General features: G+C 73.2%; 23 protein-coding genes and 1 pseudogene. 13 read left to right on the forward strand and 11 right to left on the reverse strand.

Annotated elements, in window-relative coordinates; translation table 11 throughout:
• The gene (locus R2E43_RS01645) at nucleotides 1–1476 is read right to left on the reverse strand and encodes a family 43 glycosylhydrolase (RefSeq protein WP_332055830.1); all 1476 of its coding nucleotides are present in this window, start codon (nucleotides 1474–1476) and stop codon (nucleotides 1–3) included.
• A 216-nt stretch (nucleotides 1477–1692) separates the two neighbouring features.
• On the opposite strand from R2E43_RS01645, the gene R2E43_RS01650 reads away from it, so the two are divergent.
• The 3 genes from R2E43_RS01650 (at nucleotide 1693) to R2E43_RS01660 (ending at nucleotide 4778) form a co-directional block, all read left to right on the forward strand.
• Nucleotides 1693–3180, forward strand: a complete 1488-nt coding sequence (locus R2E43_RS01650) for an NCS1 family nucleobase:cation symporter-1 (RefSeq protein ID WP_003971645.1) — start codon at nucleotides 1693–1695, stop codon at nucleotides 3178–3180.
• A 97-nt stretch (nucleotides 3181–3277) separates the two neighbouring features.
• Complete coding sequence (locus R2E43_RS01655; RefSeq protein ID WP_003971646.1) at nucleotides 3278–4003, forward strand: aspartate/glutamate racemase family protein; 726 nt, start codon at nucleotides 3278–3280, stop codon at nucleotides 4001–4003.
• 124 nt (nucleotides 4004–4127) lie between these two features.
• Complete coding sequence (locus tag R2E43_RS01660) at nucleotides 4128–4778, forward strand: GntR family transcriptional regulator (protein ID WP_011031706.1); 651 nt, start codon at nucleotides 4128–4130, stop codon at nucleotides 4776–4778.
• 190 nt (nucleotides 4779–4968) lie between these two features.
• Here R2E43_RS01660 and R2E43_RS01665 read toward each other — a convergent pair whose 3' ends face one another.
• Entirely contained in the window at nucleotides 4969–5748 is a 780-nt protein-coding gene (locus tag R2E43_RS01665) for an AraC family transcriptional regulator (RefSeq protein WP_011031705.1), read from the reverse strand.
• A 93-nt stretch (nucleotides 5749–5841) separates the two neighbouring features.
• Between R2E43_RS01665 and R2E43_RS01670 the strand changes: the two genes are divergently transcribed.
• Complete coding sequence (locus R2E43_RS01670) at nucleotides 5842–6639, forward strand: sulfite exporter TauE/SafE family protein (RefSeq protein WP_332055831.1); 798 nt, start codon at nucleotides 5842–5844, stop codon at nucleotides 6637–6639.
• Between the two features lie 7 nt (nucleotides 6640–6646).
• Here R2E43_RS01670 and R2E43_RS01675 read toward each other — a convergent pair.
• Nucleotides 6647–7479, reverse strand: a pseudogene (locus tag R2E43_RS01675) (N-acetyltransferase family protein).
• Between the two features lie 138 nt (nucleotides 7480–7617).
• On the opposite strand from R2E43_RS01675, the gene R2E43_RS01680 reads away from it, so the two are divergent.
• Nucleotides 7618–8058, forward strand: a complete 441-nt coding sequence (locus tag R2E43_RS01680; RefSeq protein WP_332055832.1) for a hypothetical protein — start codon at nucleotides 7618–7620, stop codon at nucleotides 8056–8058.
• 5 nt (nucleotides 8059–8063) lie between these two features.
• On the opposite strand, the gene R2E43_RS01685 is transcribed toward R2E43_RS01680, so the two are convergent.
• The 4 genes from R2E43_RS01685 to R2E43_RS01700 are packed head-to-tail and all read right to left on the reverse strand — an operon-like array spanning nucleotide 8064 to nucleotide 13232.
• Entirely contained in the window at nucleotides 8064–10001 is a 1938-nt protein-coding gene (locus tag R2E43_RS01685; protein ID WP_332055833.1) for an amylo-alpha-1,6-glucosidase, read from the reverse strand.
• Nucleotides 9998–11362, reverse strand: coding sequence for an MGH1-like glycoside hydrolase domain-containing protein (locus R2E43_RS01690; RefSeq protein ID WP_332055834.1), 1365 nt, complete (start codon nucleotides 11360–11362; stop codon nucleotides 9998–10000). Before R2E43_RS01690 ends, R2E43_RS01685 begins: the two co-directional genes overlap by 4 nt.
• Nucleotides 11359–12159 carry a sugar phosphate isomerase/epimerase family protein gene (locus tag R2E43_RS01695; protein ID WP_030868926.1) on the reverse strand — a complete coding sequence of 267 codons (801 nt, stop codon included), beginning with the start codon at nucleotides 12157–12159 and terminating at the stop codon, nucleotides 11359–11361. Before R2E43_RS01695 ends, R2E43_RS01690 begins: the two co-directional genes overlap by 4 nt.
• Nucleotides 12160–12185: 26 nt before the next feature.
• Nucleotides 12186–13232 (reverse strand): zinc-dependent alcohol dehydrogenase, encoded by a 1047-nt coding sequence (locus R2E43_RS01700; RefSeq protein ID WP_161270609.1) that lies wholly within the window; start codon nucleotides 13230–13232, stop codon nucleotides 12186–12188.
• A 233-nt stretch (nucleotides 13233–13465) separates the two neighbouring features.
• On the opposite strand from R2E43_RS01700, the gene R2E43_RS01705 reads away from it, so the two are divergent.
• The 5 genes from R2E43_RS01705 to R2E43_RS01725 all read left to right on the forward strand — a co-directional run bounded on the left by R2E43_RS01705 (nucleotide 13466) and on the right by R2E43_RS01725 (nucleotide 19001).
• Nucleotides 13466–14869: an ABC transporter substrate-binding protein gene (locus R2E43_RS01705; protein WP_191850333.1), complete on the forward strand. Its 1404-nt coding sequence runs from the start codon at nucleotides 13466–13468 to the stop codon at nucleotides 14867–14869.
• Between the two features lie 33 nt (nucleotides 14870–14902).
• Nucleotides 14903–15934, forward strand: a complete 1032-nt coding sequence (locus R2E43_RS01710; protein ID WP_319119816.1) for a carbohydrate ABC transporter permease — start codon at nucleotides 14903–14905, stop codon at nucleotides 15932–15934.
• Nucleotides 15931–16815, forward strand: a complete 885-nt coding sequence (locus tag R2E43_RS01715; protein WP_332055835.1) for a carbohydrate ABC transporter permease — start codon at nucleotides 15931–15933, stop codon at nucleotides 16813–16815. The genes R2E43_RS01710 and R2E43_RS01715 overlap by 4 nt, the downstream gene beginning before the upstream one ends.
• A gap of 18 nt (nucleotides 16816–16833) precedes the next feature.
• A complete protein-coding gene (locus R2E43_RS01720) occupies nucleotides 16834–18036 on the forward strand; it encodes an ROK family transcriptional regulator (RefSeq protein WP_166680904.1) in 1203 nt (400 codons plus the stop codon).
• Between the two features lie 71 nt (nucleotides 18037–18107).
• Entirely contained in the window at nucleotides 18108–19001 is an 894-nt protein-coding gene (locus R2E43_RS01725; protein ID WP_038535503.1) for a Gfo/Idh/MocA family protein, read from the forward strand.
• A gap of 6 nt (nucleotides 19002–19007) precedes the next feature.
• Here R2E43_RS01725 and R2E43_RS01730 read toward each other — a convergent pair whose 3' ends face one another.
• Nucleotides 19008–19415: a RidA family protein gene (locus tag R2E43_RS01730; RefSeq protein WP_332055836.1), complete on the reverse strand. Its 408-nt coding sequence runs from the start codon at nucleotides 19413–19415 to the stop codon at nucleotides 19008–19010.
• Between the two features lie 170 nt (nucleotides 19416–19585).
• Entirely contained in the window at nucleotides 19586–19999 is a 414-nt protein-coding gene (locus R2E43_RS01735) for a GtrA family protein (RefSeq protein WP_231909031.1), read from the reverse strand.
• Between the two features lie 179 nt (nucleotides 20000–20178).
• Here R2E43_RS01735 and R2E43_RS01740 point away from each other — a divergent pair, with 179 nt between their 5' ends.
• Nucleotides 20179–20754 carry a tellurite resistance TerB family protein gene (locus tag R2E43_RS01740; RefSeq protein WP_106518345.1) on the forward strand — a complete coding sequence of 192 codons (576 nt, stop codon included), beginning with the start codon at nucleotides 20179–20181 and terminating at the stop codon, nucleotides 20752–20754.
• Here R2E43_RS01740 and R2E43_RS01745 read toward each other — a convergent pair whose 3' ends face one another.
• Nucleotides 20755–21378: a CGNR zinc finger domain-containing protein gene (locus tag R2E43_RS01745; protein ID WP_093457669.1), complete on the reverse strand. Its 624-nt coding sequence runs from the start codon at nucleotides 21376–21378 to the stop codon at nucleotides 20755–20757.
• 38 nt (nucleotides 21379–21416) lie between these two features.
• Between R2E43_RS01745 and R2E43_RS01750 the strand changes: the two genes are divergently transcribed.
• The gene (locus R2E43_RS01750) at nucleotides 21417–22580 is read left to right on the forward strand and encodes an MFS transporter (protein WP_093457668.1); all 1164 of its coding nucleotides are present in this window, start codon (nucleotides 21417–21419) and stop codon (nucleotides 22578–22580) included.
• Between the two features lie 33 nt (nucleotides 22581–22613).
• Complete coding sequence (locus tag R2E43_RS01755) at nucleotides 22614–23516, forward strand: aminoglycoside phosphotransferase family protein (RefSeq protein ID WP_136208964.1); 903 nt, start codon at nucleotides 22614–22616, stop codon at nucleotides 23514–23516.
• Here R2E43_RS01755 and R2E43_RS01760 read toward each other — a convergent pair.
• A complete protein-coding gene (locus R2E43_RS01760; protein ID WP_093457667.1) occupies nucleotides 23513–25006 on the reverse strand; it encodes an alpha/beta hydrolase family protein in 1494 nt (497 codons plus the stop codon). The two genes, R2E43_RS01755 and R2E43_RS01760, sit on opposite strands and share 4 nt — an antisense overlap.
• Nucleotides 25007–25030 lie beyond the last annotated feature (24 nt).

Consider the following 25030-nt stretch of genomic DNA (forward strand, 5'->3'; position numbering starts at 1 on the left):
TCAGTCCGTGTAGACCTCGGCCCGGTCGACGCTCACGAAGGACGCCCCGGACTGGGAGTTGTGCTCGCCCGTGACCCGGATCCGCAGGGTGTGCCTGCCGTTCGCCAGCCGTGGACTCGTGTACTGCACCGCCTCCCCGACGCGGATCGCGCCGTGGAAGTCCACCCGCTGCTCGGGCCCGCCGTCGATGCTGATGCCCGCGTAGCCGTTGCCGGTGTCCTTGACGGAGAGCAGGGCGATCCGGGTGCCGGTGAAGGCGAAGGTGGCCGTGGCACCGGCCCGGTCGCTCCAGTGGTCGTCGCTCCAGAAGCACTGCGTGGCGCAGCCGGTACCGGAGTTCCAGGCGCCGGAGTAGGCGACGCTCCCGGCGCCGCTGGAGCGGCCGTCGTCGTTGATCCAGTAGTTGCCCGAGCCGGGGTCGCCCGAGGGCAGGTTCTGGGTGGCGCCCAGGGCGAGCGGACGGCCGAAGTCGGGGGTGCCGTCGGCCCGCCAGGTGAACCTCTGCGCCCGCGTGGTGCGGTTGGTGTAGGTGTTCACCGACGTGGTCTTGGCGTGGTAGACGATCCAGTCCTCGGTCCCGTCGGGCGACGTGAAGAAGGCGTGGTGGCCCGGTCCGAAGACACCCCGGTCGTCGGACCGGGAGAACACCGCGCCCTGGTGCTGGTGCCAGTTGCCCGGCACCAGCGGGTCGGCGTTCAGCGGCATCGACATCATCCGGACCTGGTAGTCCGGCTTGCCCGTGTCACAGGTGGAGTACGTCATCCAGACCCGCCCGCCCCGGTAGAGGAACTCGGGCCCCTCGCGCACCTCGGGGCAGCCGCCCGCCGCGTCGATCGCCACCGCGTTCCCGGAGACGGTGTAAGGGTTGGACATCGGGGCGATGTTGATCCCGTTGTGCTGGTACTGGTTGATGCCGCTGTAGGCGAGGTAGAGCCGGCCCCCGAGCTGGAGGATGCCCGCGTCGATGGCGAAGTCGTCGGCGTGGTTGGGCGGGGCGAGCTTGGCCTTGAAGTGGTACGGGCCGGTGGGGTCGTCGCGCTCCGACTCCAGGACGTACAGCCGGTGGTGGTCGTCGACGCCGTCGTCGGCCGTGTAGTAGAGGTACCAGCGGTCGCCGAAGCGGTAGAACTCCGGGGCCCAGATGTTGCGGTTGCGGGACGGGTCGGTGTCGGTCCACACGGTGACCGGGTCCGCGGTCAGCAGGGTGCCCAGGGACGGGGAGCGCCACATCCGGATGCTGCCGCCCTGGGTGGTGGTGAGGTAGTAGGCGCCCTTCCAGTGCGTCATGAAGGGGTCGGGGCCGCTGTTGAGCGGGTTGCGGAAGGTGCCGGCCGCCAAGGTGTGGGCGCGGGGCTCGGCCGCCGCCGCGGCGGTGGGTCCGGTGAGCCCGGGCAGCAGGCCCACGACCAGCCCCAGGAGGGCGGCGAGGAGCGGACCGAGGCGGGCGCGGGGACGGTGCGAGGGGCTGGGAAGCACGTGGGGGTCCTCTCCCGTGGCCTTTACATCGATGTAATGACGGGGCGTCAGGGTAGGGACGGCTCAGGGGACTGTCAACAGGGCCAAAAATGGTATTCCATTTACGGCAGACCTCTTGACGGTGCGGTTTGGCGAAAACTACGTTCTGTTCACCGGAAAGCAGCTTCCGCTTTGTGAAACTCTCCAACTCCCCGCACCTGATCCCAGGAGTCCCGTATGACTGCCCTGGAAGACCGCCGCTCGTCCGACCGGACCGGCGACACCGCCACCAGTTCCGGCCTCTACACGTACGACCTCGCCCCGACGAAGCGGGAAGGGCGCCGCTGGGGCGCCTACAACGTCTTCACGCTCTGGGCCAACGACGTGCACAGCCTCGGCAATTACGCCTTCGCCATCGGGCTGTTCGCCCTCGGGCTGAACGTGTGGGGCATCCTCGCGGCCTTCGCGCTCGCCTCGGTCCTGCTCTTCCTGCTGCTCACGCTCTCCGGGTTCATGGGCCACAAGACCGGCGTCCCGTTCCCCGTCATGAGCCGCATCGCCTTCGGCATCAAGGGGGCCAAGATTCCGGCCGCCGTCCGCGGCGCCGTGGCCATCGCCTGGTTTGGTATCCAGACCTATCTGGCGTCCGCCGTGCTGAGCGCCCTGCTGGTGGCCATGTTCCCCTCCCTGGCCTCCCTGGACACGAACTCCCTGCTCGGCCAGTCCACGCTCGGCTGGATCACCTTCCTGGTGCTGTGGGCCCTCCAGGTGCTCATCGTCAGCTACGGGATGCAGATGATCCGCCGGTACATGGCCTTCGCCGCGCCCACCACCCTGCTGACCATGTGCGCCCTCGCGGTGTGGATGTTCGTCCGGGCCGACGGGTCGGTCTCCGTGTCCGTCGACGCCCCGCTCACCGGCGGCGCGATGTGGCTCCAGGTGCTCCAGGCCGCCGCTCTGTGGGTGGTGATCTACGGGACGTTCGTGCTGAACTTCTGCGACTTCACCCGGTCCGCGCGCAGTCGCGGCTCCATCGTCCGGGGCAACGTGATCGGCATCCCGGTGAACATGCTCTTCTTCGCCGTCATCGTGGCGGTGCTCAGCGGAGCCCAGTTCACCCTCGACGGGCGCGTGATCACCAGTCCGACGGACATCGTCAGGACGATCCCCAACATGTTCCTGCTGGCCGTCGCCTCGCTGTGCCTCATCGCCCTCACGGTGGCGGTGAACCTGCTGGCCAACTTCGTGGCGCCGATCTACGCCCTGGTCAACCTCTTCCCGCACCGGCTGGACTTCCGCCGCGCGGGCCTGGTGAGCGCCGCCCTCGGCCTGGTGATCACGCCCTGGAACCTCTACAACAGCCCGGTCGTCGTGAACTACTTCCTCGGCGGGCTCGGCGCGCTCCTCGGCCCCCTGTTCGGCGTGATCATGGCGGACTACTGGCTGCTGCGCAGGTCGCGCGTGAACGTACCGGCCCTGTACACCGAGGACGCGGGCGCCGAGTACCACTACCGGCGCGGCTACAACCCGCGGGCCGTCGCCGCCTTCGCCCCCGCCGCCGCGATCGCCGTCGTCGTCGCGCTCGTCCCCTTCTTCCACGCGGCGGCCGGTTTCTCCTGGTTCGTCGGAGCGATCATCGCCGCCGTGCTGTACGCGCTGATCGCGGACCGCGCCTCCCCGTTCCGCGACGTGGACGGCGAGTCCATCGCCGTCGCCGCGGAATAGCCCCGCACCGCAGTCGCCACCGCCACCGCCACCGCCATCGCCATCCTCCCGCCCCGCCGCGGATCAGCCCGTCCGAGCAGAAGGCCCAGGCCCACCCATGCGCATCCTCGTGGTCAACGTCAACACCACGCAGTCCATCACCGACGCGATCGGCAAGCAGGCGGCCGGCGCCGCCTCTCCGGGCACCGAGATCGTGCCGCTGACACCGGCCTTCGGCGCGGAGTCCGTGGAGGGCAACTACGAGAGCTACCTCGCCGCCGTCGCCGTGATGGAGGCGGTGCGGGCCCATGCGGAGCCGTACGACGCGGTGATCCAGGCCGGTTACGGCGAGCACGGCCGGGAGGGGCTCCAGGAGCTGCTCGACGTACCCGTCGTCGACATCACCGAGGCGGCGGCGAGCACCGCGCAGTACCTGGGCCGCCGCTACTCCGTCGTCACCACCCTCGACCGCACGGTCCCCCTGATCGAGGAGCGGCTGGCGGTGGCCGGACTGAGCGCCAGGTGCGCCTCGGTGCGGGCCAGCGGGCTCGCCGTGCTGGAGCTGGAGCGGGACGAGCAGGCCGCCGTGGACGCCATCACCGAGCAGGCCGCCCGCGCCGTCGAGGACGACCGGGCCGAGGTGATCTGCCTGGGCTGCGGAGGCATGGCGGGCCTCGCCGAACGCGTGGTGGAGCGTACCGGCGTCCCCGTGGTCGACGGGGTCGCCGCCGCCGTGACGGTCGCCGAGTCCCTGGTCCGGCTCGGTCTGTCCACGTCCAAGGTGCGCACCTACGCCCGGCCGCGTCCCAAGCGGATCGTCAACTGGCCCCCGCGGGTGGGCTGACCGCTCCTCGCTGCCTCCCGCCCGGGCCGTCCGCGGGCACCGGGGTATTCTGACGGGCCGCCCGACCGCCGCTCCGCACGGCGCGGTCGGCGGGCCGGAACGGGATGACAGACGAAGGACGGCGATGGCTGCGTCAGTGGGCTTCACGCCCGAGTCCGAGCGGGTCACGCGGCGGTTGCGCGACGAGATCATCGACGGCGTGCGGGTCCCGGGCAGCCGCCTGGTCGAACGGGAGCTGGCCGAGTCGCTCGGGGTCAGCCGGCTCCCCGTCCGCGAGGCCCTGAAGACGCTGGTGTCGGAGGGGCTGGTGACGCCGCGGCCACGGAGCTGGGCGGTGGTGCGGGAGTTCACCACGAGCGACATCGCCGACCTGGACGAGGTCCGCTCGGGCCTGGAGACCCTGGGTTTCCGGCTCGCCGCCCAGCGGCACACGCGGGAGGGGCTGGAGCGGCTGCGCGCGACGGTGGACGCCGAACTCGACGCGGCGCGCGCCGACGACGCCGTGCGGGCCCGCCGGGCGGCCGCCGACTTCCACGAGACCGTCGTCTCCCTGGCCGCCAACGAACTGCTCAACGAGCTGGAGCGGGTGCTGCGCAGCCGGCTGCGCTGGCTCCTTGGCCAGCACGACGACCTGATGGCCGTCGCCCTCGAACACGACGCCCTCTACCGGGCCATCGCGGCCCGCGACGTGGACCGCGTCCAGGAGCTGGTCCTGCACCATCTGTCGACGAGCCGCAGCGCGGCCCTGGGGCACCTGGCGCAGGAGCGCTCCTAGGGGGTGTCGTTCGGATCCCGCCGGCCGCGGCCGGCGGTGCCTTGTGGCCGACCCGAGCGGGGTCTGGTGCGTGCGGCTGCAAGGCGGAGGAGGGCGACAGGGCCAAGCCCTGGCAACCGACGACAACGCCGCAGATGTGCGTGCCGGACCCCGCGACCCCGGCAAGATCCAAACGACACCCCCCAGGCCCTCAGCCGGGCCGCCCCCGGTGGCCCTGGGCGAACCGGGACGGCGGGATGCCGAAGGTCCGGGTGAAGGCGGCGGTGAACGCGGCCGGGGAGGCGTAGCCGAGCCGGCCGCCGACCTCGCTGACCGAACCGGACCGCAGCAGCGGCACGGCCGCCAGCAGCCGGGCGCGGCCCCGCCAGACGGCGGGACTGTCGCCCGTCTCGGCACGGAAGCGGCGGGTGAAGGCGCGCTCGCTCATGTTCGTCCGCGCCGCCCACACGGCGTTGGTGACCCCGGTGTCCGGCGCGGCCAGATACTCCCGGCACAGCGCCGCCAGGTCGGCACCGGCGGGGATGCGGACGTGGAACGGGAGCGGGGCGCGCGCCGCGATCTCGTGCAGGAGGAGGTCGGCGACGCTGCCGGCGCGGCCGGACAGGCTGTAGTCGGCCTCGAACTCGACGGCCGTCAGGAGCAGTTCGCGCAGCAGCGGCGGCACGTCCACGACCGTGCAGGTGCCGGGCCACCACGGGACGGCGTCCGGCTCGATGTACAGGCTGCGGGTGCTCACGCCCAGCATCCGCACCCGGTGCCGGGTGGCGGCCGGGATCAGCACGGCGCGCTCGGGCGGCACCGTCCAGGTGCCGTCGCCGGTGTCGACCACCATGACTCCGGTCGCGCCGTACAGGAACTGCGCGCGCCGGTGCTCGTGCCAGTCCAGGACGTGTCCGGGCGGGTAGTCGGTGCCGATCGGCAGCACGGCCCGGTCCACGTGGTCGACGTCGGCCAGGGGGACGTTCTTCACCCGGTCACCTTACGGCCGTCCTGGCCGAGTCGCGAAGGAATGGTGCCGGGTATCGGATGCGGGCGACGTCGCCGAGCTGGTGGAGTGGCCTGCGTGGATGTTGTGGCTCTGCTCGGAATCGGGCTCCTGACCGGTGTGACCACGGTGCTGTTCGGCTTCGGCGGCGGTTTCGTCGCCGTCCCGGTCGTGGTGTGGACGGACTCCGCCCTCGGCGCGGACGCGATCCGGGTGGCGACGGCCACCTCGGCCCTGGTGATGGTGGTGAACGCGGGGTTCGCCACCGCGGTCACACCGCGCCGGGTGCTGGCCGCCCTCCGCGGCGGCGGCCCGCTGCTCGTCCTGCTGGGCGTCGGCGCCGCGGCCGGGGCGCTCGCCGCGCGCCACGCCCCGGCGGGGCTGATCCGCTGGGCGTTCGTCGCGTACGTCGCCCTCACCGTCGTGGACCTGCTGCTGCGCCCCGGCTTCCTGCGCCCGCGCGCCCCGACCGAGGCGGCCCCTGGCACGCCGCGTCCGCTGCCGGCGGCGGTCGGCGCACCGGTCGGCGCGGTGGCCGCCTTCCTCGGGGTGGGGGGCAGCGTCATGACCGTCCCCGCGATGCGGCGGGCGGGGCACACGATGCACGTGGCGACCGCGCTGGCCAACCCGCTGACCCTGGCGATCGCGCTCCCGGCCGCGGCCGTCTTCCTGGGCGGTTCCGGGGACCCCGCCGGCGCCCATCCGCACCTGGCCCTGGTGGGTCTCGTCGACCTCCGCGCGGCCGGGGCGCTGCTCCTGGGCGCTCTGCCCGTGATCGCGGTGCTGCGCCGCCGCCCGCCGCACATCCCGGACCGCCTCTACGCCTGGACGTACGTGGCGCTGCTCGCCGCGGTGGTGGTCGCCATGGTGCTGTGAGGCACCGTCAGGCGATCACGGCCTCCCAGGTGTCGACCGCGAAGTGGACGGTCATGCCGTTGCGGCCGTGCAGCCGCGGGGCGCCCGTCGCGTTCGCGGTGTCGACGCCGAGGCCCACGGTGTCCCGGCCCCGCGCGGCGAACCGGGCGAAGGCGTGCCGCAGGAGGAACCCGCCCAGGTCGTCGGTCTCGGCGATCCACACCAGGGACCAGTCGAGGCCCGCGGCGTCGGTGTCGTCGAGCCACAGCAGGTAGGGGCGCGGCTGGAAGTCGAAGTGCTGGGCGAACGACCGCTGGTACAGCTCGTGCACCCGGACGCGGTCCGCCTCCGTGGCGCAGGCCCGCAGCCGCACGCCCGCCGGCGCCTCGGGCGGGAGGTCGGCCGCCGGGTCAGCGCGCGGCGCAGCACGTGGTGGGTGCGCACGACGCTCCAGCCGCGCTCGGCGAGGAGCGCGGTGTCGGTCGTGGGCCGGGTGTTGAGGTGCAGGTGCACCACGGCTCGCTCCGCGCCGTTGGCCCGTGCCCGGGCCGGGGCGCGGGTCTCCATGGCGATCAGCATGCGCAGCCCGGTCCGCCGGTGGTCGGGCAGCACGTAGTGGTCGATGTCGATCCGCTCCCCGCCGGACTCGTCCCACAGCAGCCCGTACGCCACCGGCCGGCCGGCGTCGAGGGCGAGCCACGAGTCCTGGGTGAGGTCCCTCTGCTGGTGCGTCAGGTCGGCTTCGACGGTGTGCTGGTCGGTCTCGGGGCGGCCGATCTCGATCCGGTCTATCTCGTTGAGGAGGGCGGTGACGGCGGGGGCGTCGGCGAGGGTGGCCGGTCGCAGGTCGGCGGTGGGCACGAGGAGCGGAGTCGGGCAGGGCGGCGGGTGACCGCAACGGATTGTCCGCCGGAGGCGACGGAGTGACGTACGACGGCGAACCGGGGGCATACGGGTGACCGAGAGGCCTTCTCCCCCGCCGACCCACGGGAGTCCCCTGTGACGCCGAGCCTGCGCACCGCCCGCGCCTGCCGTGCCGCCGCCGCGCTCCTTGTCGCCGCCGCCGTGTACGCGGCCACCCGCCACTCCTGGCTCGCCCTGCCCGGGCTGTACGTCGCCGCGGTGTTCGCCTGGTGTGCCGCCCGTGAGGGCGCGGAGCACCGGCGCCGGGTCGCCCTGGCCCGGCGGGCCGAGCTGCTGGCCAGGCCCGGGCAGGCGGAGCCGTTCGCGCACGGGCTGGAGCCCTGCTGCGCGTTCTGGCGGCACTCCGACGGTGTCGTGCACGGGCCGGAGTGCGGCCGTCCCACGGCGGCCCGTGTCCCGCTCCCCGAGGACTGCTGCGAACGCTGGTGGACCTCGCTCGGCGCGCGGCACGACGCGGGCTGCCGCCGCCGCGCCGGGGCCCCGGGCCGGGGCCGCGCCCGGCCGGCGCCGCAGTAGCGCGGTCAGGAACCGGGCGGTTGCGGCCCCAGCGCCGTCCGCAGGGCCAGCGGGGTGGCGGCGGCCCAGGCCTGCGGCGAGCAGGAGTGCGGGTAGGGAACCGGCGCCGCGGTCGCCGCGCGGTCATAACCGGCGAGGACCTCGGGCAGCCGGTGGCCGTGGTGGGCCGCCGCCGCGACGAGTCCCTCGGCGACGGTGCGCACCTCCGCCGCCAGGCCCTGCCGGGCCAGGCCCAGGACGACGACCGCGTTGTCGTGCGGCCAGGCACTGCCCCGGTGGTAGGACAGCGGGTGGTACGGCCGCTGCCCGGCGGCGAGGGTCCGGATCGCCCAGCCGGAGAAGAAGTCCGGCTCGAGGAGTCGCCGGCCCACCCGGCGGGAGCGCTCCGGGTCGAGGATGCCCGACCACAGCAGGTGCCCGGCGTCCGAGGCCAGCGCGTCGACCTGGCGGCCGTCGCCGTCCAGCGCCAGGGCGGGGAAGTCCGCGTCGGGCATCCAGAAGTCCGCAGTGAAGCGGTCCCGCAGCCGGGCGGCGCCCTCGCGCAGCCGGCGGGCGTACGCCTCGTCCCGCCAGACGCCGTCGGCGAGTTCGGCCGTGCGCAGGAGTGCGTCGTAGGCGTACCCCTGTGCCTCGCAGACGGCGACGGGTCCCTCGGCCTGGGTTCCGTCGCGGAAGCAGACCGCGCCGGCGGAGTCCTTCCAGTTCTGGTTGACCAGCCCGCCCGGATCGGGGTCGTACACGAGGTAGCCGTGCTGCTCCAGGCCGCCGTCGGTGAGCATCCAGTCCACGGCCCGCCGGGCGTGCCGTTCCAGGCGCTTGGCCAGGCTCGGGTCGCCGGTCGCCTCGTGGTGGGCGTGGAGCAGGACGAGGAAGAGCGGGGTGGCGTCGACGGCGCCGTAGTACCGGCCGTACGGGACCTGCCGGAAGTGGGCGAGTTCGCCGTGCCGGGTCTCGTGGACGATGCGGCCGGGCTGCTCGCCGCTGAACGGGTCGTGCCGCCGGCCCTGGGTGGCGGCGAGCGCGCTGAGGACGGCGGCGGCCGTCGCGGGCCGGTACGGCAGCAGGAAGTAGGCGGTGAGCAGCGAGTCGCGGCCGAACAGGGTGAGGAACCACGGGATGCCGGCGGCCGGGACGCGCACGTCCTCGCCGTCGACGCCGGGGACCGGGATGGTCAGCAGGTCGATGTCGGCGAGACCGCGTTCGCAGGTGCGGGTCAGGTCGTCCGTCGCGCCGCCTGCCCGCTCAGGGTGTCGTACGGCGGCGGGGGCGGGAGCGGTCACGGGCGGCGGGGTGCGTCCGTGCGGGTGGGCGCGGACGGTCAGCCGCAGGTCGGCCCGCCCGTGCGCGTCGAGGGGCAGGTGCCAGGTGAGGGTCCGGGCGGTGTCGCCCTCCCGGGCCGGTGCGGGGGCCACCGCGTCCGGGGCGGGCTCGCAGCTGATGTCCGTCCGGGCGTGCCAGTCTGCTCGTCGGTAGTCGAAGAGCACTCCGTCGGCGGTGTCGCGGCTCTCGTACTCCGCGCCGGGCTTGGCGTAGTGCCGGTCGTCGGCGCGGAGTTCGAAGAGGTCGGCGAAGTCCGCGCCGACGGTGAGGTCGAGGCGGGCCGTCAGGGCGTCGGGGCGGTTGCTGACCAGGCTCAGGTGTTCGGTGAACGTGCCGGCGGTGACGCTCTGCCGTCGGAAGACGGTGTACGCGGGCGGGTTGTCCCGGGTGCCCTCGGGGGTCAGCACGCCGGCGGCCGTGTCGTCGGTCTCCGGCGTGGCGGGCACCAGCGCGGTGGGCGCGGTGCCGTCGACGGCGAGGTGCCAGCGGCTGAGGTGCCGGGCGTCCTGGAAGAACAGCCCGTCGGGTGCCGATCCGCGGGTGCCGCTGATCTCCCCGTCGGCGTGCAGGCGGACGAAGGTGGCGTCGCGCACGAGTTGGACGCGGAGGTCGGCCGCGGTCATGATCCGGCCTCCTTCGGGTCGGTGCTCAGCAGGTCGAGCGTGAGGGCCGCGGTCCAGGAGAAGTGCCGGGTGCCGCAGGCCGCGCCGGTGGCGGGGTCGACGTACTCGGCGAACCCGGAGCGTCCCGCCTCGGTGAGGAAGCCGGTGCGCAGGCGCTCGGCGTCTGTCTGGAAGCCGTGGGTGCGCAGGCCCCGCTCGATCAGCCAGGCGGTGTTGAACCAGGCCGGTCCGCGCCAGTACCGGGTGGGGTCGAAGGCGTGGCCGGTCAGGTCGTAGCTCGGGACCAGGTGCGTGGCCGGGGCGCTGAAGCGCGGTCCGGTGAGCGTGGTGTGCAGGCGCCGGACGATGTGCTCGGGCAACCGCGGGACCAGGAGCGGGATCAGACCGCTGACGGTCCGCTCGTCGACCGGTGCGCCGGTGTGCAGGTCGCGCACGCGGAACAGGCCGGCCTGCTCGTCCCAGAGCCGGTCCACCAGCGCCCGGGTCAGCCCGGCGGCCCGCTCGGTGTGCCGCCGTGCGGGCAGGCCCAGTTCGTGTGCCATGGCGGCCAGGGCGAATTCGCTCACGATCAGCAGCGCGTTGAAGGCCGGGTCCTCGACCGCGAACCGGTGCCGTACGACGCGGTCGTCGTAGCCGGCCTCCCGGTACTCGGTGGCCAGCCGGACGTACCGGCCGTAGTCGAGGTCGGTGGGCCGGTCGGCGGGGTGGCCGTGGTCGAGGTCGGCGCGCCGGAAGGTGTCGGGCGGGCTGGGGTCGACCCGCTTCAGGGCCCGGTCCCAGCTGGGGCTGTTGTCCATGCCGGGTTCCCACGGGTGGACGACGGCCGCGAGGCCGCCCCCGCCGAGGTCGCGGCGGCCGAGCAGGTAGTCGTGCCAGGCGGCGAGCCTCGGCCGGACGCGGGCGAGGAAGCCGCGGCGCCGGGACTCGGCCGGGTCGGCCCGGTGGACCAGCCAGGCGGCCAGGGCGTGCACGGGCGGCTGGACGATGCCCGAGGTCTCGACGGACGAGGGGGCGCCTGCCGTCCGGCCCGCCGTGGAGGACCGCCAGAAGTCGGGGCTCGGGAAGTAGGCGTCGTGCGGCAGGGCGGGGTTGAAGACGATGTGGGGCACGCGTCCGTCGGCCCACTGCGCGGCCAGCAGGGACTCCAGTTCCCGCTGGGCGCGGCGCACCGAGAGGTGGCGCAGTCCGATGGCGACGAAGGCGGAGTCCCAGCTCCACTGGTGCGGGTAGAGGGTGCGGGAGGGGACGGTGGAGGCGCCGGTCCAGTTGTCGATGAGGACCCGCGCCGCACCGCGCCGCAGGGTCAGGTCCGCGGGCGCGGTGGGCGCGGGCCGGTCCAGGAGGTCCAGGGGGGAGTTCACGCGCCCGACCTCTTGAGGAAGGCGGGGACGGAGCGCACGGCCTGGACGGGGTCGCCGGTCAGCCGGGATTCGAGGGCGAGGTGGCCGTCGTAGCCGACGGTGTGCAGGGCGCCGAGCCAGGCGGGCCAGTCGAGGTGGCCGGCGCCGGGCTGGAAGCGGTTGGAGTCGGAGACCTGGGCGTGGCCGATGACGTCGGCGTGGGCGACGACGGCGGCCGCGGGGTCGGTCTCCTCGATGTTCATGTGGTAGCTGTCGATGCCGATCCGGACCGAGTCGAGGCCGACGGCGCGGATCAGGTCGGCGGCCTGGTCGAGCCGGTTGACCATGTGGTCCTCGTAGCGGTTGAGCGGCTCCAGGAAGAGCGTGACACCCTCCCGGCGGGCGTGCTCGCCGAGTTCGGTGAGCCCGGCGAGGAGCACCTCGCGGTCCTCCTCCTCGGTGCGCGGCGGCTCGAAGGGCGGCAGGCGCCGGGAGAACATGCCGTACGAGGCGGGGGTCTGGGCGCCCACGCCGCCGATCTCGGCGATCACGGTGAGCTGGGACTTCATCTGGGCGACGGCGTCGCGGCGCAGGTCCTCGTCGAAGGCGCCGAGGAAGTGCAGCATGTCGACGCAGACGGTGGGCATGACGACGCCGTCCCTGCGCGCCTGCCGCAGTTCCTCTCGCCGGGAGGCGAAGTGGAAGTCGCCCTTGCCGCGCAGTTCGATCGCGTCGTAGCCGGCCTGCTGGGCGAAGTCCCACTTGGCCTGCAGAGTCTCTCCGGGCAGGAGTTGTTCCTGGACGGCGGTCTTGAGCATGGGGGTGCCTCTGCCTTTCGGGGCTCTCAGAATTCCAGGACGACCTGCAGCGCCTCGGCGGGCCGCTCGTCCAGCAGGACGTAGGCGTCGGCCGCGTCGGCGACGGGGACGACGTGGCTCACCAGGGAGTCGACGTCCACCTGGCCCTCGGCGACCAGGCGCAGGAAGGTCTGCTGGAGGCGCTCGACACTCCAGCGGTTCGACAGCTGGGGCGGGACGCCGCCGATCTGGGAGCAGATCAGCTGGACCCGGTTGTGGTGGAACTCGTCGCCGAGGCGCAGGCCGATGCCGTCGCCCTGGTAGAAGCCGGAGGCCACCACCCGGCCCCCGGCCGCGACCGAGCGCAGTGCCTCGTGCAGGGCCGGATAGGCGCCGCTGATCTCGATGGCGAGGTCGGCGCCGAGGCCGCCGGTGGCCTCGCGGACGCGTTCGGCGACGGCGTCGGTGCGGGCGTTGAGGGTGTGCCGGGCGCCGTAGTGCTTCGCGGTCTCCAGGCGGCCGTCGAGGGCGTCGACGGCGGTGACGCGGGCGCCGCTGAGCCGGGCGAGCCGGGTGGTGAGCAGGCCGATGACGCCCTGCCCGAACACGGCGACGTCCTCGCCGAGGTGGATGTCACCGGCCAGGACCGCGTTGTACGCGATGGCGCCGACCCGGGCGAAGGCACCGGCCAGCGGTTCCAGACCGGCCGGCAGGGTGTGGCCGACCATGCGCTCGGCGGGGACGATGCCCTCGCTGCGGTGGCCCCAGATGCCCCACACCAGGTCGCCGGGGACCGGCAGGCCCGGGGTGCCGGCCAGCTCCGGGGAGACCTCGACGACCTCTCCGACCTCGGAGTAGCCCCAGCCGGCCACCGGGTACTCGATGCCGGGCGCGCCGTCGCGGAAGAGGCGTGCCCCGGGGTCCCAGGTCCGGGTCAGGTACGGGTTGGTGCCGCGGTAGGCGGTCAGCTCGGTGCCGGCCGAGATGCCCGAGTAGCGGGTGCGGACCCGCAGGTGGCCGGGTGGCAGCGCGGCCCTGGTGTGCTCGGCCACCTCCACCTGGCGGGGCCCGGTGAACTGGACGACGCGCTCCACGGACGACGCGGGCGGCACGGACGACACCGACGGTACGGGCGGCACGGGCGGCACGGGCGGCACGGACGGCACGGACGGCACGGACGGCACGGGCGGCACGGATGACACGGACGGCTCCGGAAGGGTTGCTGATGCTGTTGCGTCGACAATATCCGCAACTTACGTCTTGTCAACAAGCAAAAGTGATGCTGTGATGCGTGGCGAGCAGACGTAAGCCGGAACGAGGACACTCAATGCGCATCAGGACCCTGCGGTCGAGGACGATCGCGGTCGGCGTCACGGCAGCCCTGGGAATCGGGCTGCTCTCGGGCTGCGCGAGCAGCACCGGGCCCGGCAGGCCGGACCGTGAGATCACGGTCTGGTCGCAGGAGAACCTGCCCGACCGCGTCGCCGCGACGCAGAAGGTCATCGACGGGTTCGAGAAGAAGACCGGCGTCAAGGTGAAACTCGTCGGGGTCGACGAGAAGCAGATGCCGCAGCTCATCATGTCGGCGGCGGCCTCGGGCACCCTGCCCGACGTCATCGGCGCCGCCCCCATGGGCCAGGTCTGGCAGATGTACAGCAACGGCCTGCTGAACACCGACATCCCGAAGCGGATCGTCGACGGGCTGGGGCGCGACACCTTCAACGCCAACGCGCTGGAGCTGACCTCCGACGGCGGCACCAGCCTGGGCGTGCCCTCCGACGCCTGGCTCCAGCTGCTGGTCTACCGCAAGGACCAGTTCGGCCAAAAGAGCCTGCCCGCTCCCACCACGTACGCGAAGGCGCTGGCCGCCGCCAAGGCGCTCACCACCGAGGGCCACGACGGCATCTCGGCGGCCACCGACCCCAGCGACGCCTTCACCTCCCAGAGCTTCGAGAGCCTCGCCCTGGCCAACGACTGCCAACTGGTCGACGACCGGCACGAGGTCGCCCTCGACTCCCCGCGCTGCCAGGAGGCCTTCCGCACCTACGACCGGCTGGCCCGCACCTACGGCGCCCCGGGCACCCAGACCGTGGACTCCACCCGCGCCACCTACTTCGCGGGCCGGTCCTCCATGGTCATCTGGTCCTCGTTCCTGCTCGACGAACTCGCCGGACTGCGCAAGGACGCCCTGCCCAGCTGCCCCCAGTGCGCGAAGGACCCGCGGTACCTGTCGGACCACAGCGGCATCGTCACCGCCATGCAGGGCCCCGACGCCGACGAGGCGGCCCAGTTCGGCGAGATCACGTCGTGGGTCACCACCAAGACGGCCGAGACGGCGGCGTCCCGCGAGTTCATCGAGTACATGATGGGCACCGGCTACGAGTCCTGGTTCGGCATGGCACCCGAGGGCAAGATCCCGGTGCGCAAGGGCACGGCCGCCGAGCCCGAGCGCTACCTGGACGCCTGGCGGCACAGCGACATCGGCGTGGACACCCGCAAGCCGCTGGACGAGGTCTTCCCCACGTCCCTGCTGGACCAGCTCGCCGACGGGGTCAGCAACATGCGCCGCTGGGGCATCACCCAGGGCGAGGGAGCACTCGTCGGCGCCACCAACGGCGAACTGCCCGTCCCCAAGGCCATCGGCGCCATGACCAGCGGTCAGAGCTCACCGTCCGAGGCGGCGCGCGACGCCGACGAAGAGGTCGCCGCACTCAGGAAGTCCCTTCAGTAGCCGCCCGCCGCCTGCACATCACGAAGGTCTCTCATGCCCACAGCCCCCGCCGGCGCGCCGCAGCGCCGGGACACCAGCCGCCGGTCCACGGACCCGTCCGGGGACCGGTCCCCCGCCCCGGGCCGCCGCCCGCTCACCGCGAGCCGGCGCGCCAACCGCGCGGGACTCGCGTTCGTCTCCCCCACCTTCCTCGTCGTCCTCGTGGTGGTCGTGCTGCCCATCGCGTGGACCGTGCTGCTGGCCTTCCAGAAGGCCAGGCTCGTCGACATCCAGGGCATGGGCCTGTTCGGCAACTGGTCCCTGGACAACTTCTCGCAGGTCTTCGACTCGGCCGGCTTCTGGTCCAGCCTCGGCACCACCCTGCTGTACACGGCGGGCGCCACGCTCGGCTCCGTCGTCCTCGGCCTGGTCGCCGCGCTCGCCCTGCGCAAGCCGTTCAGGGGGCGCGGGCTGCTGCGCGCGGCGATGCTGCTGCCGTACGTGGCGCCGGTCGTCGCCGTGGCCTTCGTCTGGGAGGTCGCGCTCAGCCCGCAGTACGGCGTCGTCAACGACTGGGGCCGGCGGCTGTTCGGCTGGGACGACCCGATCGCCTTCCTGTCGACCCGTCAGTACGAGGTCGATCTGCTCGGACTGCACTTCGACATCCCGCTGGCGCTGCTGACGGTCATCGTCTTCGAGTGCTGGCGGTACTTCCCCTTCGCCTTCCTGTTCATCCTGGCGCGGTTGCAGGCGGTGCCCGACACGCTGGAGGAGGCCGCGCTGGTCGACGGCGCCACGCCGACCCAGCGGTTCCGGCACGTGCTGCTGCCGCAGCTGATGCCGGTGATCGCGCTGCTGTGCGTGCTGCGCTTCATCATGACGTTCAACAAGTTCGACGACGTCTACCTGCTCACCGGCGGCGGCGCCGGGACCGACGTGGCCGCCGTGCGCGTCTACGACTTCCTCACCGCCCGCTACGACGTGGGAGCGGCGGCCGCGCAGGCGCTCGTCCTGGCCCTCTCGCTGATGATCCTGCTGGGCTTCTACTTCAAGTTCTTCGGCAACAAGGTCCAGGAGGAAGCGTGAGTGGCAAGACGGCCCTGAGCCGGGCCCGGTTCGAGGAGAGGTTCTTCGGCGTCGCGCGCTGGATCGTCATCGCGTTCCTCGCCGTGATCACCCTCCTGCCGTTCTACTACATGGTGCTGCTGTCGCTGAAGCCCATCGACGCGCTGCTGCTCGACCCCGGCTCGCTGTGGATCTCGGCCAAGGACTTCACCCTCTCCACCTACCGGGACGTGCTGCGTTCCACCGACGACGGCGGCCAGGGCTTCCTGAGGTTCCTGCTCAACTCCGCGCTGGTCTCCCTCGGCACGGTGGTGTTGACCCTGGTGGCCGCCGTGCCCGGCGCCTATGCGGTGAGCCGGCTGAAGTTCTTCGGCCACCGCCAGGTCAGCGCCCTCTTCCTGGCCGTCTACCTGTTCCCGGCGACGCTGCTGGCCGTGCCGCTCTTCGTGATCTTCGCGAAGATCGGCCTCTCCTCCAGCCTGGTCGGTCTCGCCATCGTGTACGTCGCGCAGACCGTGCCGGTGTCGATCTACATGCTGAAGAACTACCTCGTCACCATCCCCGCCTCCATCGAGGAGGCGGCGGCGCTCGACGGCTGCTCCCGGCTCCAGACAGTGCGCAAGGTGATCCTGCCGCTGGCCCTGCCCTCCCTCATGGCGACGGGTCTGTACGTCTTCATGATCGCCTGGAACGAGTTCCTCTTCGCGCTGCTGTTCCTGGCCGCCGACCCGGGCCAGTGGACCGTGTCCCTGGGCCTGGCCCAGCTGTCCAACGGCATCGAGGTGCCCAAGACCGTCCTCATGGCCGGTTCCGTGGTGCTCACGATCCCCGTGGTACTTCTGTTCTTCGCCGCCGAACGCCTGCTCACCGAGGGGCTGACCAGCGGCGCCGACAAGAGTTGAGCCGTGGGGGACACCATGATGACGTCAAGTCAGGCCAGCGCCGGCGAACTGCTGCACCTGATCCGCAGCGGCCGCGCCAACACGCGGGCCGACCTCCAGCAGGCCACCGGCCTGTCCCGCTCCACCGTCGGACAGCGCCTCGACCTGCTCAACCGTGCCGGGTGGCTGCGCCACAGCACCGGCACCTCCACCGGCGGACGCCCCTCGCACCGGATCGCCTTCGACCCCGGCCACGCCTCGGTCATCGCCTTCGACCTGGAGACCCGGCACGCCCGCGCCGCGGTGCTCGACCTGGCCGGCACCATCCTGGCCGAGCACACCGGTCCGATGGACGTCGGCGCGGGCCCCGACCGCGTCCTGGAAGGGCTGGCCGACTGGTTCCCCGACCTGATCGCCGCGGCCGGCGTCCCGGCGTCCCACGTGGCGGGCATCGGCCTGTCCGTGCCCGGTCCGGTCGACTGGGAGTCCGGGCAGGTGATCGAGCCGCCCATCATGCCCGGCTGGGACCGCTACCCCATCCGGGAGCGGCTCCAGGAGGCGTACGCGTCCCGCCTGGGCCTGGACCCGGCGGCCGCCGAGGCCGTACCGGTCCTCGTGGACAACGACGCCAACCTCATGGCCCTGGCCGAACACCAGGCCAACCACCGCGACTGCGCCTCCTTCGTGCTCCTGAAGGTGTCCACCGGCATCGGCGCCGGGGTCGTCATCGGGGACCGCCTCTACCGCGGCATCGACGGCGGGGCGGGCGACATCGGGCACATCCGCCTGCACGACCGGTCCGACGCGCTGTGCATGTGCGGCTCCCACGGCTGTCTCGCGGCCGTGGCGAGCGGCCGGGCGATCGCCGGGGAACTGGCCGCCCTCGGCCACGACACCGCCTCCGGACGCGATGTCAGGCGGCTGCTCAACGAGGGGCACCCGGACGCGGTCCGGCTGGCCCGCGAGGCGGGACGGCGGGTGGGCGAGGTCCTGGTGACCGTCGTGACCCTGCTCAATCCCGGGGTCCTCATGATCGCCGGAGAGCTGGCCGGGGTGCCCTTCCTCACCGGAGTGCGGGAGTTGGTCTACCAGCGGGCGATGCCCCGCGCGACCGCCAACCTCCAGGTCGTCACCTCGCGGCTCGGCGACCACGCGGGCCTCGTCGGGGCCGCCGCCATGGTCGTGGAGCACCTCTACTCCCCCGCCGGCGCCGACGCCCGGCTGGAACGCCTCGCCTCATGACCGCCTCGCCTCATGACCGCCTCCCGCCGTTCCCGGCCGATCGCCGGGAGACCTTCGCAGACAGGAACGCCGTGACCGCTGACCCCGCACCCTGGACCGACCGGCCCGTCGAGGTCGGGCTCGTGGGTGCCGGCCCGTGGGCCCGCGCCATGCACGCCCGGGTGCTCGCCGCCGGGCCGGAGACCCGGCTCGCCGCGGTGTGGGCCCGCCGTACCGAGGCCGCCCGCGAGACCGCCGCACCCTACGGCGCTCATGTCGCCGCCGACTTCGAGGAGTTGCTGGACCACTGCGAGGCCGTGGCGTTCGCCGTGCCGCCCGCCGTCCAGGCCGAGCTGGCGCCGCTGGCGGCGAAGCGGGGCAAGGACCTGCTGCTGGAGAAGCCGCTCGGCCCCGATCTGGCCGCGGCCCGCCGGGTGGCCGACGCGGTCGCCGAGCACGGGGTCGTCTCCCAGCTCGTCCTGACCAAGCGCTACCACCCGGCCACCCGGGCCTTCCTCGAAGCCGCCCGCTCCTTCGAGGCGGTCGGGGCGCGCTCCTGCTACCTTCACGGCGCCTTCCTGGGAGGGGAGTTCGCCACCGGCTGGCGTCTGGAGCACGGCGCCCTGCTCGACCTCGGCCCCCATCTGCTCGACCTGCTGGACGCCGCGGTCGGCCCGGTCGCCGCCGTCCGCGCCACGGGCGACCCGCGCCGCTGGGTGGAGCTGACCTGCGAGCACGAGAACGGTGCCGTGAGCCAGGCCTCGCTGTCCGGTTCCGTGGCCGTCCCCCGCGCACTGACCCGCGTCGAACTCTTCGGCGCCGGCCGGCCCCTGGTCTACGACACGGCCGGACTCGACCACGAGGAGTGCTGGCCCGTCCTGCGCCGCGACTTCGCCACGGCCGTCCGCACCCGTACGCCGACGCAGGTCGACGCCGGACGCGGCCTGTACCTGCAGAGCCTCCTCGACCGGGTCGTGCACGGCTAGGAGGGGTCAGCCGAGGACGGCGGTGGCCTCGACCTCGACCAGGTGCTCGGGCACGTCCAGCGCCGCGACGCCCAGCAGGGTGGCCGGTGCGGCCGGGGTCACCCCCAGCTTCGCGGCCGCCCGTTCGATGCCCGCCAGCAGCAGGGGCATCTTGTCGGGCGTCCAGTCGGCGACGTGGACGTTCAGCTTGGCCACGTCCGCGAAGGAGGCACCGACCGCCGCCAGCGCGGTGGCGACGTTGAGGTAGCACTGCTCGGTCTGCGCGGCCAGGTCTCCCTCGCCGACCGTGACGCCGTCGGCGTCCCAGGCGACCTGCCCGGCGACGAAGACCAGCTTCGATCCGGACGCGATCGACACCTGTCGGTAGACGTCGATCTCGGGCAGCCCGCCGGGGTTCACCAGGGTGATGGCCATAACGTCGGTTCTCCTTGCCTTTGCTCTCTTGTGGTTACCCGGGAACCGTAAGAGAGTGACCGCTGACATGGAAGAACGCACTTTTCAGTGACTGGGGCACCCGCGGGTGACCAAGCAGTTCAGCGGCTCGCCCGACGACGCCGGGAGGTCTCGTGCGGCCGCTTCGGCACCTAGGGCGTGTCCTGACGCGCGGTGCGGAAGACGGCCAGCCGCAGGACGACGAAGCGTACGACGGTGACGGCGACGGACGTGGTGGCGAGGACCGCGGTCTCGGCGGCGGGGGAGGCGTCGGGCCGCAGGTGCGTGAACCACAGCACGGCACCGGAGGTGACCAGGTAGCCGAGCAGGAAGAGGCCGCCCGCTCCGAGGTGTGCGCGGGCCGGCGTCGTGGCGGCGTGCCGGAACGTCAGCCGCCGGTTCGCCTCGGTGTTCAGCACCGTCAGGACGAGGAGCGAGACCAGGTTGGCGACCGCCGGGGGCGACCACGGGCGCAGCCCCCAGTAGAGGAGCGCCTGGCCCGCGGTCGACGCGACACCGATCGCGACGAACCAGCCGACCTCCCGCGACCACACCGCGCGCCCCACCGATCCGATCCGTCGACGAACTCCCCGGTGGCGCAGCGTACTACGACACCACCAGGTGCTTTGCCTTTTCTTTGCCCATCGGGAACCCTGTGGTTCCCGGCCGCGTTCATCGTGGTGACCGCGGGAAATCGCGGCCGAGGACAGACCGATGGACAGCGACAGAAGCCGAGGTGGCACGAGTGGCGATGTGGGACAAGATCAAGGACCAGGCCAAGACGTTCCAGCAGTCCCAGGGCACTCGGGGAGCGAGCGGATCCGGCCAGGGGTCGCACGGGCCCGCGGGGGGCGGCAGGCCGGGCTCGTCCTCCGGCGGTTCCAAGACTCAGCTGATCGGGATGTTCAAGTCCCAGCTCGCCTCGGCCAAGAACGAGCTGAAGAGCGGCGCCTACCGGGACGCCAGTATGGCCATGTGCGCGCTGGTGGCCGCCGCGGACGGCCAGGTGGAGCCGGCGGAGCGGCAGCGTGTGGAGGAGCTGATCGTCTCCAACGAGGTGCTGCAGAACTTCCCGGCGGACCAGCTCCGCCAGCGGTTCAACCAGCATGTGGACCGGCTCCTCGCCAACTTCGAGCAGGGGAAGGCCGAGGCCCTCCAGGTGATCGCCAAGGCCGCCAAGAAGCCGGCGGAGGCCCGTGCGGTCGTGCAGACCGGCATGGTGGTCGCCGGGGCCGACGGGTCCTTCGAGCCGTCCGAGCAGTACGCGATCCGCGAGGCGTGCACCGCGCTGAACATCCCGCCCTCGGAGTTCGGCGTCTGATCACCCGTCGGCCCGGCGCCGGTGCGCCGCGACCCGCTCCCGCGTCGCACAGCGACGTGAGCAGTAGCGGCGCTCCGGACCGCTGCCCCGGGTGATGAAGACGTCCGGGCAGCTGCCGGAGGCGCAGATCCTGCCGGGTGGGCGTTGGTGGTCCCAGACCAGGACCGTCAACGCCAGGCAGGACGAGGCGAGGAACCATTCCGGCCACGGTGCGTCGTCGTCACGGTCGAGGTGCGGGTGCCAAGGAGTTCCGCCCCCGTGGGACGTCAGGCGCAGGCGGCCGGTGTGTGCGCCGAGGAGGCGGTTCAGGACGTGCGCGGCGGCGTCGGCGGACTCCGCCGCGAAGACGTCCCGCAGCAGGGTGGCGGCCTCGCGCATCCCCTCCACGTCACGGGCGGTGAGGTCGAGGGGCTCTTTCTCGCCGTAGGCACGCAGCACCTCGGCGACCGCGCCGGGGACCGGACCTCCGCCGGCATCCGAAGGGCCCGCGGCGAGCACGTTGACGAGGGCGGCGGTGCGCCGCGCCGTGGCCAGCACGGAGTGCCTCGTGGACCAGTCGGGGTCGTGGACGTCGGCATCGGCATCGACGCCGTGAGAAAGGGGCACGAGCCGAATGTAACGCATATTGCGGAGTTTTGAGTTACCTCCGTAACGTCTTCCCGGTGCCGAAGGGTTACTCACTACGCTCCTACCTGACCGCGGCGACGGCCGCGCGCGCCGGGGACGAGATGTCCGGACCGGCGCTGCTGCTGGCGGGCCTCGCCGTCACCGGTTCGACGACCGACGCGTCGACACTGCTGGCGGGCATCACGGTCTCCGCCGCGGTCGGCGGACCAGTGCTCGGGGCGCTGCTGGACCGGGCGGGGCGACCGGGGCGCCTGCTGGCGGGCGCGCTCGCGCTGTACGCGACGGGGCTGATGGTGATCCTCGCCGGGCTCGGCCGACTCCCCATGGTCTGCACCCTCCCGCTCGCGGTGCTCACGGGGCTGCTGGGCCCGGCACTGTCGGGGGGCTGGACCGCCCAACTCCCCCGCGTGGCGGCGGACGCGCGGCTGTCCCGGGCCAACGCGCTGGACGCGATGACCTTCGGCGTGGCGAGCCTGGCGGGTCCGGCCCTGGCCGGGGGCGTGGCAGAGCTGCTGGGAGCCTCCACGGCGCTCGCACTCGCCGCGGCACTGATCACGGCGGCCGTGCCCGCCGCGTGGCGGTTGCCCGCGGGCCCCGTCCGTGACCGGGGCACCCGGTCGGCCCCGGTGGCGGGCGCCCTCGCCGCCGGGTTCCGGGTCGTCCTGCGGCGCCCGCTCCTGGCCCGGGCGACCCTCACCTCGGTCGCCTCCTGCGCCGCCCAGGGCATGCTGGCGGCCTGTGTCCCGCTCATCGGCGCCCAGTGGCTCGGCACGGCCGGGCGCGGCGTCCTGCTCTTCTCCGGCGCGGCGGTGTCCGCCCTGGCCGCCAACGCCGTTCTCGCACGGCGCCCGCTCACCGTCGCCCCCGACACGGTCGTCCGGGCGGGTGCCCTGGTCCAGGCGGGCGCGCTGCTGCTGGCGGCGACGGGCCGGCCGGTGGCGCTGGTGGCCGCCGTGCTCGTCCTCGGCATCGGCGAGGGCCCTCAGCTCACCGCGCTCTTCGCGGTACGCCACCGGGAGACCCCGGAGCACCTGCGGGGCCAGGTCTTCACCACCGGGGCGAGCCTCAAGATCACCGCGTTCGCCCTGGGCGTGGCCGTCGCCGGCCCCCTGGCCGCCTGGTCCCTGCCGGGCACGCTGGCGTTGGCGGCGGGGACGGCGGCGGGCGGGGCACTGGCGCTCGGCCGGGAAAGCGTTTGACGGCGGTCCGCGCCGAAGGGTCGGATGAGGGCCATGAGTTCAGGGCAGACGCATCCGGACCGGTGCCGCGTCGACGACCGTCTGGTACGGAGCCTGGTCGACGGGCAGTTCCCGCGGTGGTCGGGCCTGCCCCTGGAACGCTTCCCCTCCGGGGGCACGGTCAACGCGATGTACCGGCTGGGCGAGGACATGGTCGTACGGCTGCCGCTGATCGAGGGCGGCGCGGCGGACGTGGCGACGGAGCGGGCGTGGCTGCCGCGGCTGTCGCCCCTGCTGCCCACCCCGGTGCCCGAGGTGCTCGGGGAAGGCGCGCCTGGCGACGGGTACCCGTGGCCCTGGTCGGTCTACCGGTGGCTGCCCGGGGAGCACCCCGAGGCCGGAGCGCTGACCGATCCCGTGCGGCTAGCGGAGGATCTGGCCGCCTTCGTGGCGGCGATGCGCGGCATCTCCCCGTCCGACGCGCCGAAGGCGTACCGCGGTGGGCCGCTCACCACGCTCGACGCGCCGACGCGGGCCGCGCTCGACGAACTGCGCGCCCTCTCCGAAGAGGACGTCGACTGCGACGCGCTGGCCGCCGTGTGGCAGGACGCGCTGCGCGCACCGGCCTGGGAGGGGCCGCCCGGCTGGCTGCACGCGGACCTGATGCCGGGCAACCTGCTGGTGAGCGGAGGCAGGCTGTCCGCGGTGATCGACTTCGGGTGCATGGGGGTGGGCGATCCGGCCTGCGACCTCTTCCCGGCGTGGAATCTGCTGCCGTCCGGCGCGCGGGAGGTCTTCCGCGAGGCCCTCGGCGTGGACGACGCGACCTGGCGGCGCGGCCGTGGCCGCACCCTCTCCCAGGCCCTGATCGCCCTGCCGTACTACCGGAAGACCAACCCCGCGATGGCCGGCAACGCCCGCCATGTGATCCGGGCGGTACTGGGCATGAGCGGCTAGGGCGCGATCCCCACGCCCTCGATCCTGCTCCACGCCCGCTCCTGCGCGGCCGTCATGGCGGGCCAGGAGAGGCCGCCCGGCCGGGGCCGCACCCGGGCGGCGTACGGGGCGGGGTGGAAGCCGGGGTCGTAGAAGCAGCCCTCCGCGTACCTGGCGTCGAAGGCGGCACAGGACGCGGCGATCGCGCGCGGGTTCGGCCTGCGGCCGGTGCGTACCCAGGAGTCGAGCGCGGAGATCGAGGCGGCGTACTCGGAGTCGCTCAGCGAGCTGTGCTCGTGTTCCCGGGTGAAGGTCTGGACGAGGTCTTGGTCCCGGCCGGCACCGCGGAGCGTGGCGCGGTAGGCCGCCTCGTGCTCCACGAACGCCGTCGGGTCGTCGACGGCGTGCAGGGTGAGGACGGGCAGGGAGACCCTGCCGGTGAGGTCGCTGTCGTAGGACAGGTCGCGCCGTGCGGTGGGGTCGGCCGAGAAGCGCTCGACGCCCGCGTTCAGCGCCTTGTCGTCGTGCGAACCCGAGTAGCGCACCCCCCGGTTGCTCCAGGGGTTCCGCCCGCCGAGCCGGTTGGTCACGATGTCCCGGAACGTGAAGGTGGCGAACCGCAGATGGGATTCCAGGGTGCGTTCGGGGATGCCGGTGACGGCGAGGATGTCGTCGAGGTTGCGCTGCTGCGCCCGGGTCCGGTCGGCCGGTTCGGAGGCGTAGCCCGTGCACTCCTGGAGCCGGGCGCGCAGGCCCGCGGTGGTCATGGTGGAGCCGGGGCGCAGGCCCTGCCACAGCGGGTACTGCGGCTCGCTCGGGCGCGGGTGGTTGTGGCAGTAGTACTGGTAGACCACCCGCAGGTCCACGCGGTAGTCGTAGCCGCGCGAACCGCCGCCGAGCACGCCGTTGGTCAGCAGCACCCCGTCATAGGCGCCCGGGCGCCGGCCGTAGGTCTCGGCGGCCTTGGCGGCGACGTTCCCGCCCCAGGACTGGCCGTGCAGGTAGGTGTGTTCGGGCCGGCCGAACCGGTCGGTGAACAGGCGGCGCACGTTCTCGGTGTCGGCGGCCGCCATGCGGGCCCCGTAGCCGCCGCGCCGGTAGGAGGAGGCGGCCCAGGCGTATCCCTGGTCGACCATCACCGCCCAGCGTTCCAGGTCCTCGGTGCTGCGAGCCGGGTCCGAGGCGTCGCCGAGGTCGGGGCCGCCGTGGGCGTGCACCACGAGGGATCCGTTCCAGCGGTGGGGCACGGCCATCGTGTAGTAGGCGCCGCCCGCGTCCCGGCCGGTGTAGCAGGTGGCCTTCCCGGCGAGGGCGGGCGGGCAGTCGGCCACCGACGGCTGTCCGGCCGCCGACTGTCCGGCAGGCGGCTCTCCGGCCGCTCGGGCGGGGGCGGCGGAGACGTTGCCGAGGGTGCCGAGGAAGACGGCGGCGAGCGCGGCGGCCACCACCGCCGGGCGGCTTCTGCGGTGGGTGGGCCGGGTGTCGTGCGCGGGAGCGGGGGGTGTGGTCAAGGTGCGGCTCCTGTACGTGCTGCT

Origin of the sequence: Streptomyces violaceoruber (assembly GCF_033406955.1) — a bacterium.
GTDB classification, from domain to species: Bacteria; Actinomycetota; Actinomycetes; order Streptomycetales; family Streptomycetaceae; genus Streptomyces; species Streptomyces violaceoruber.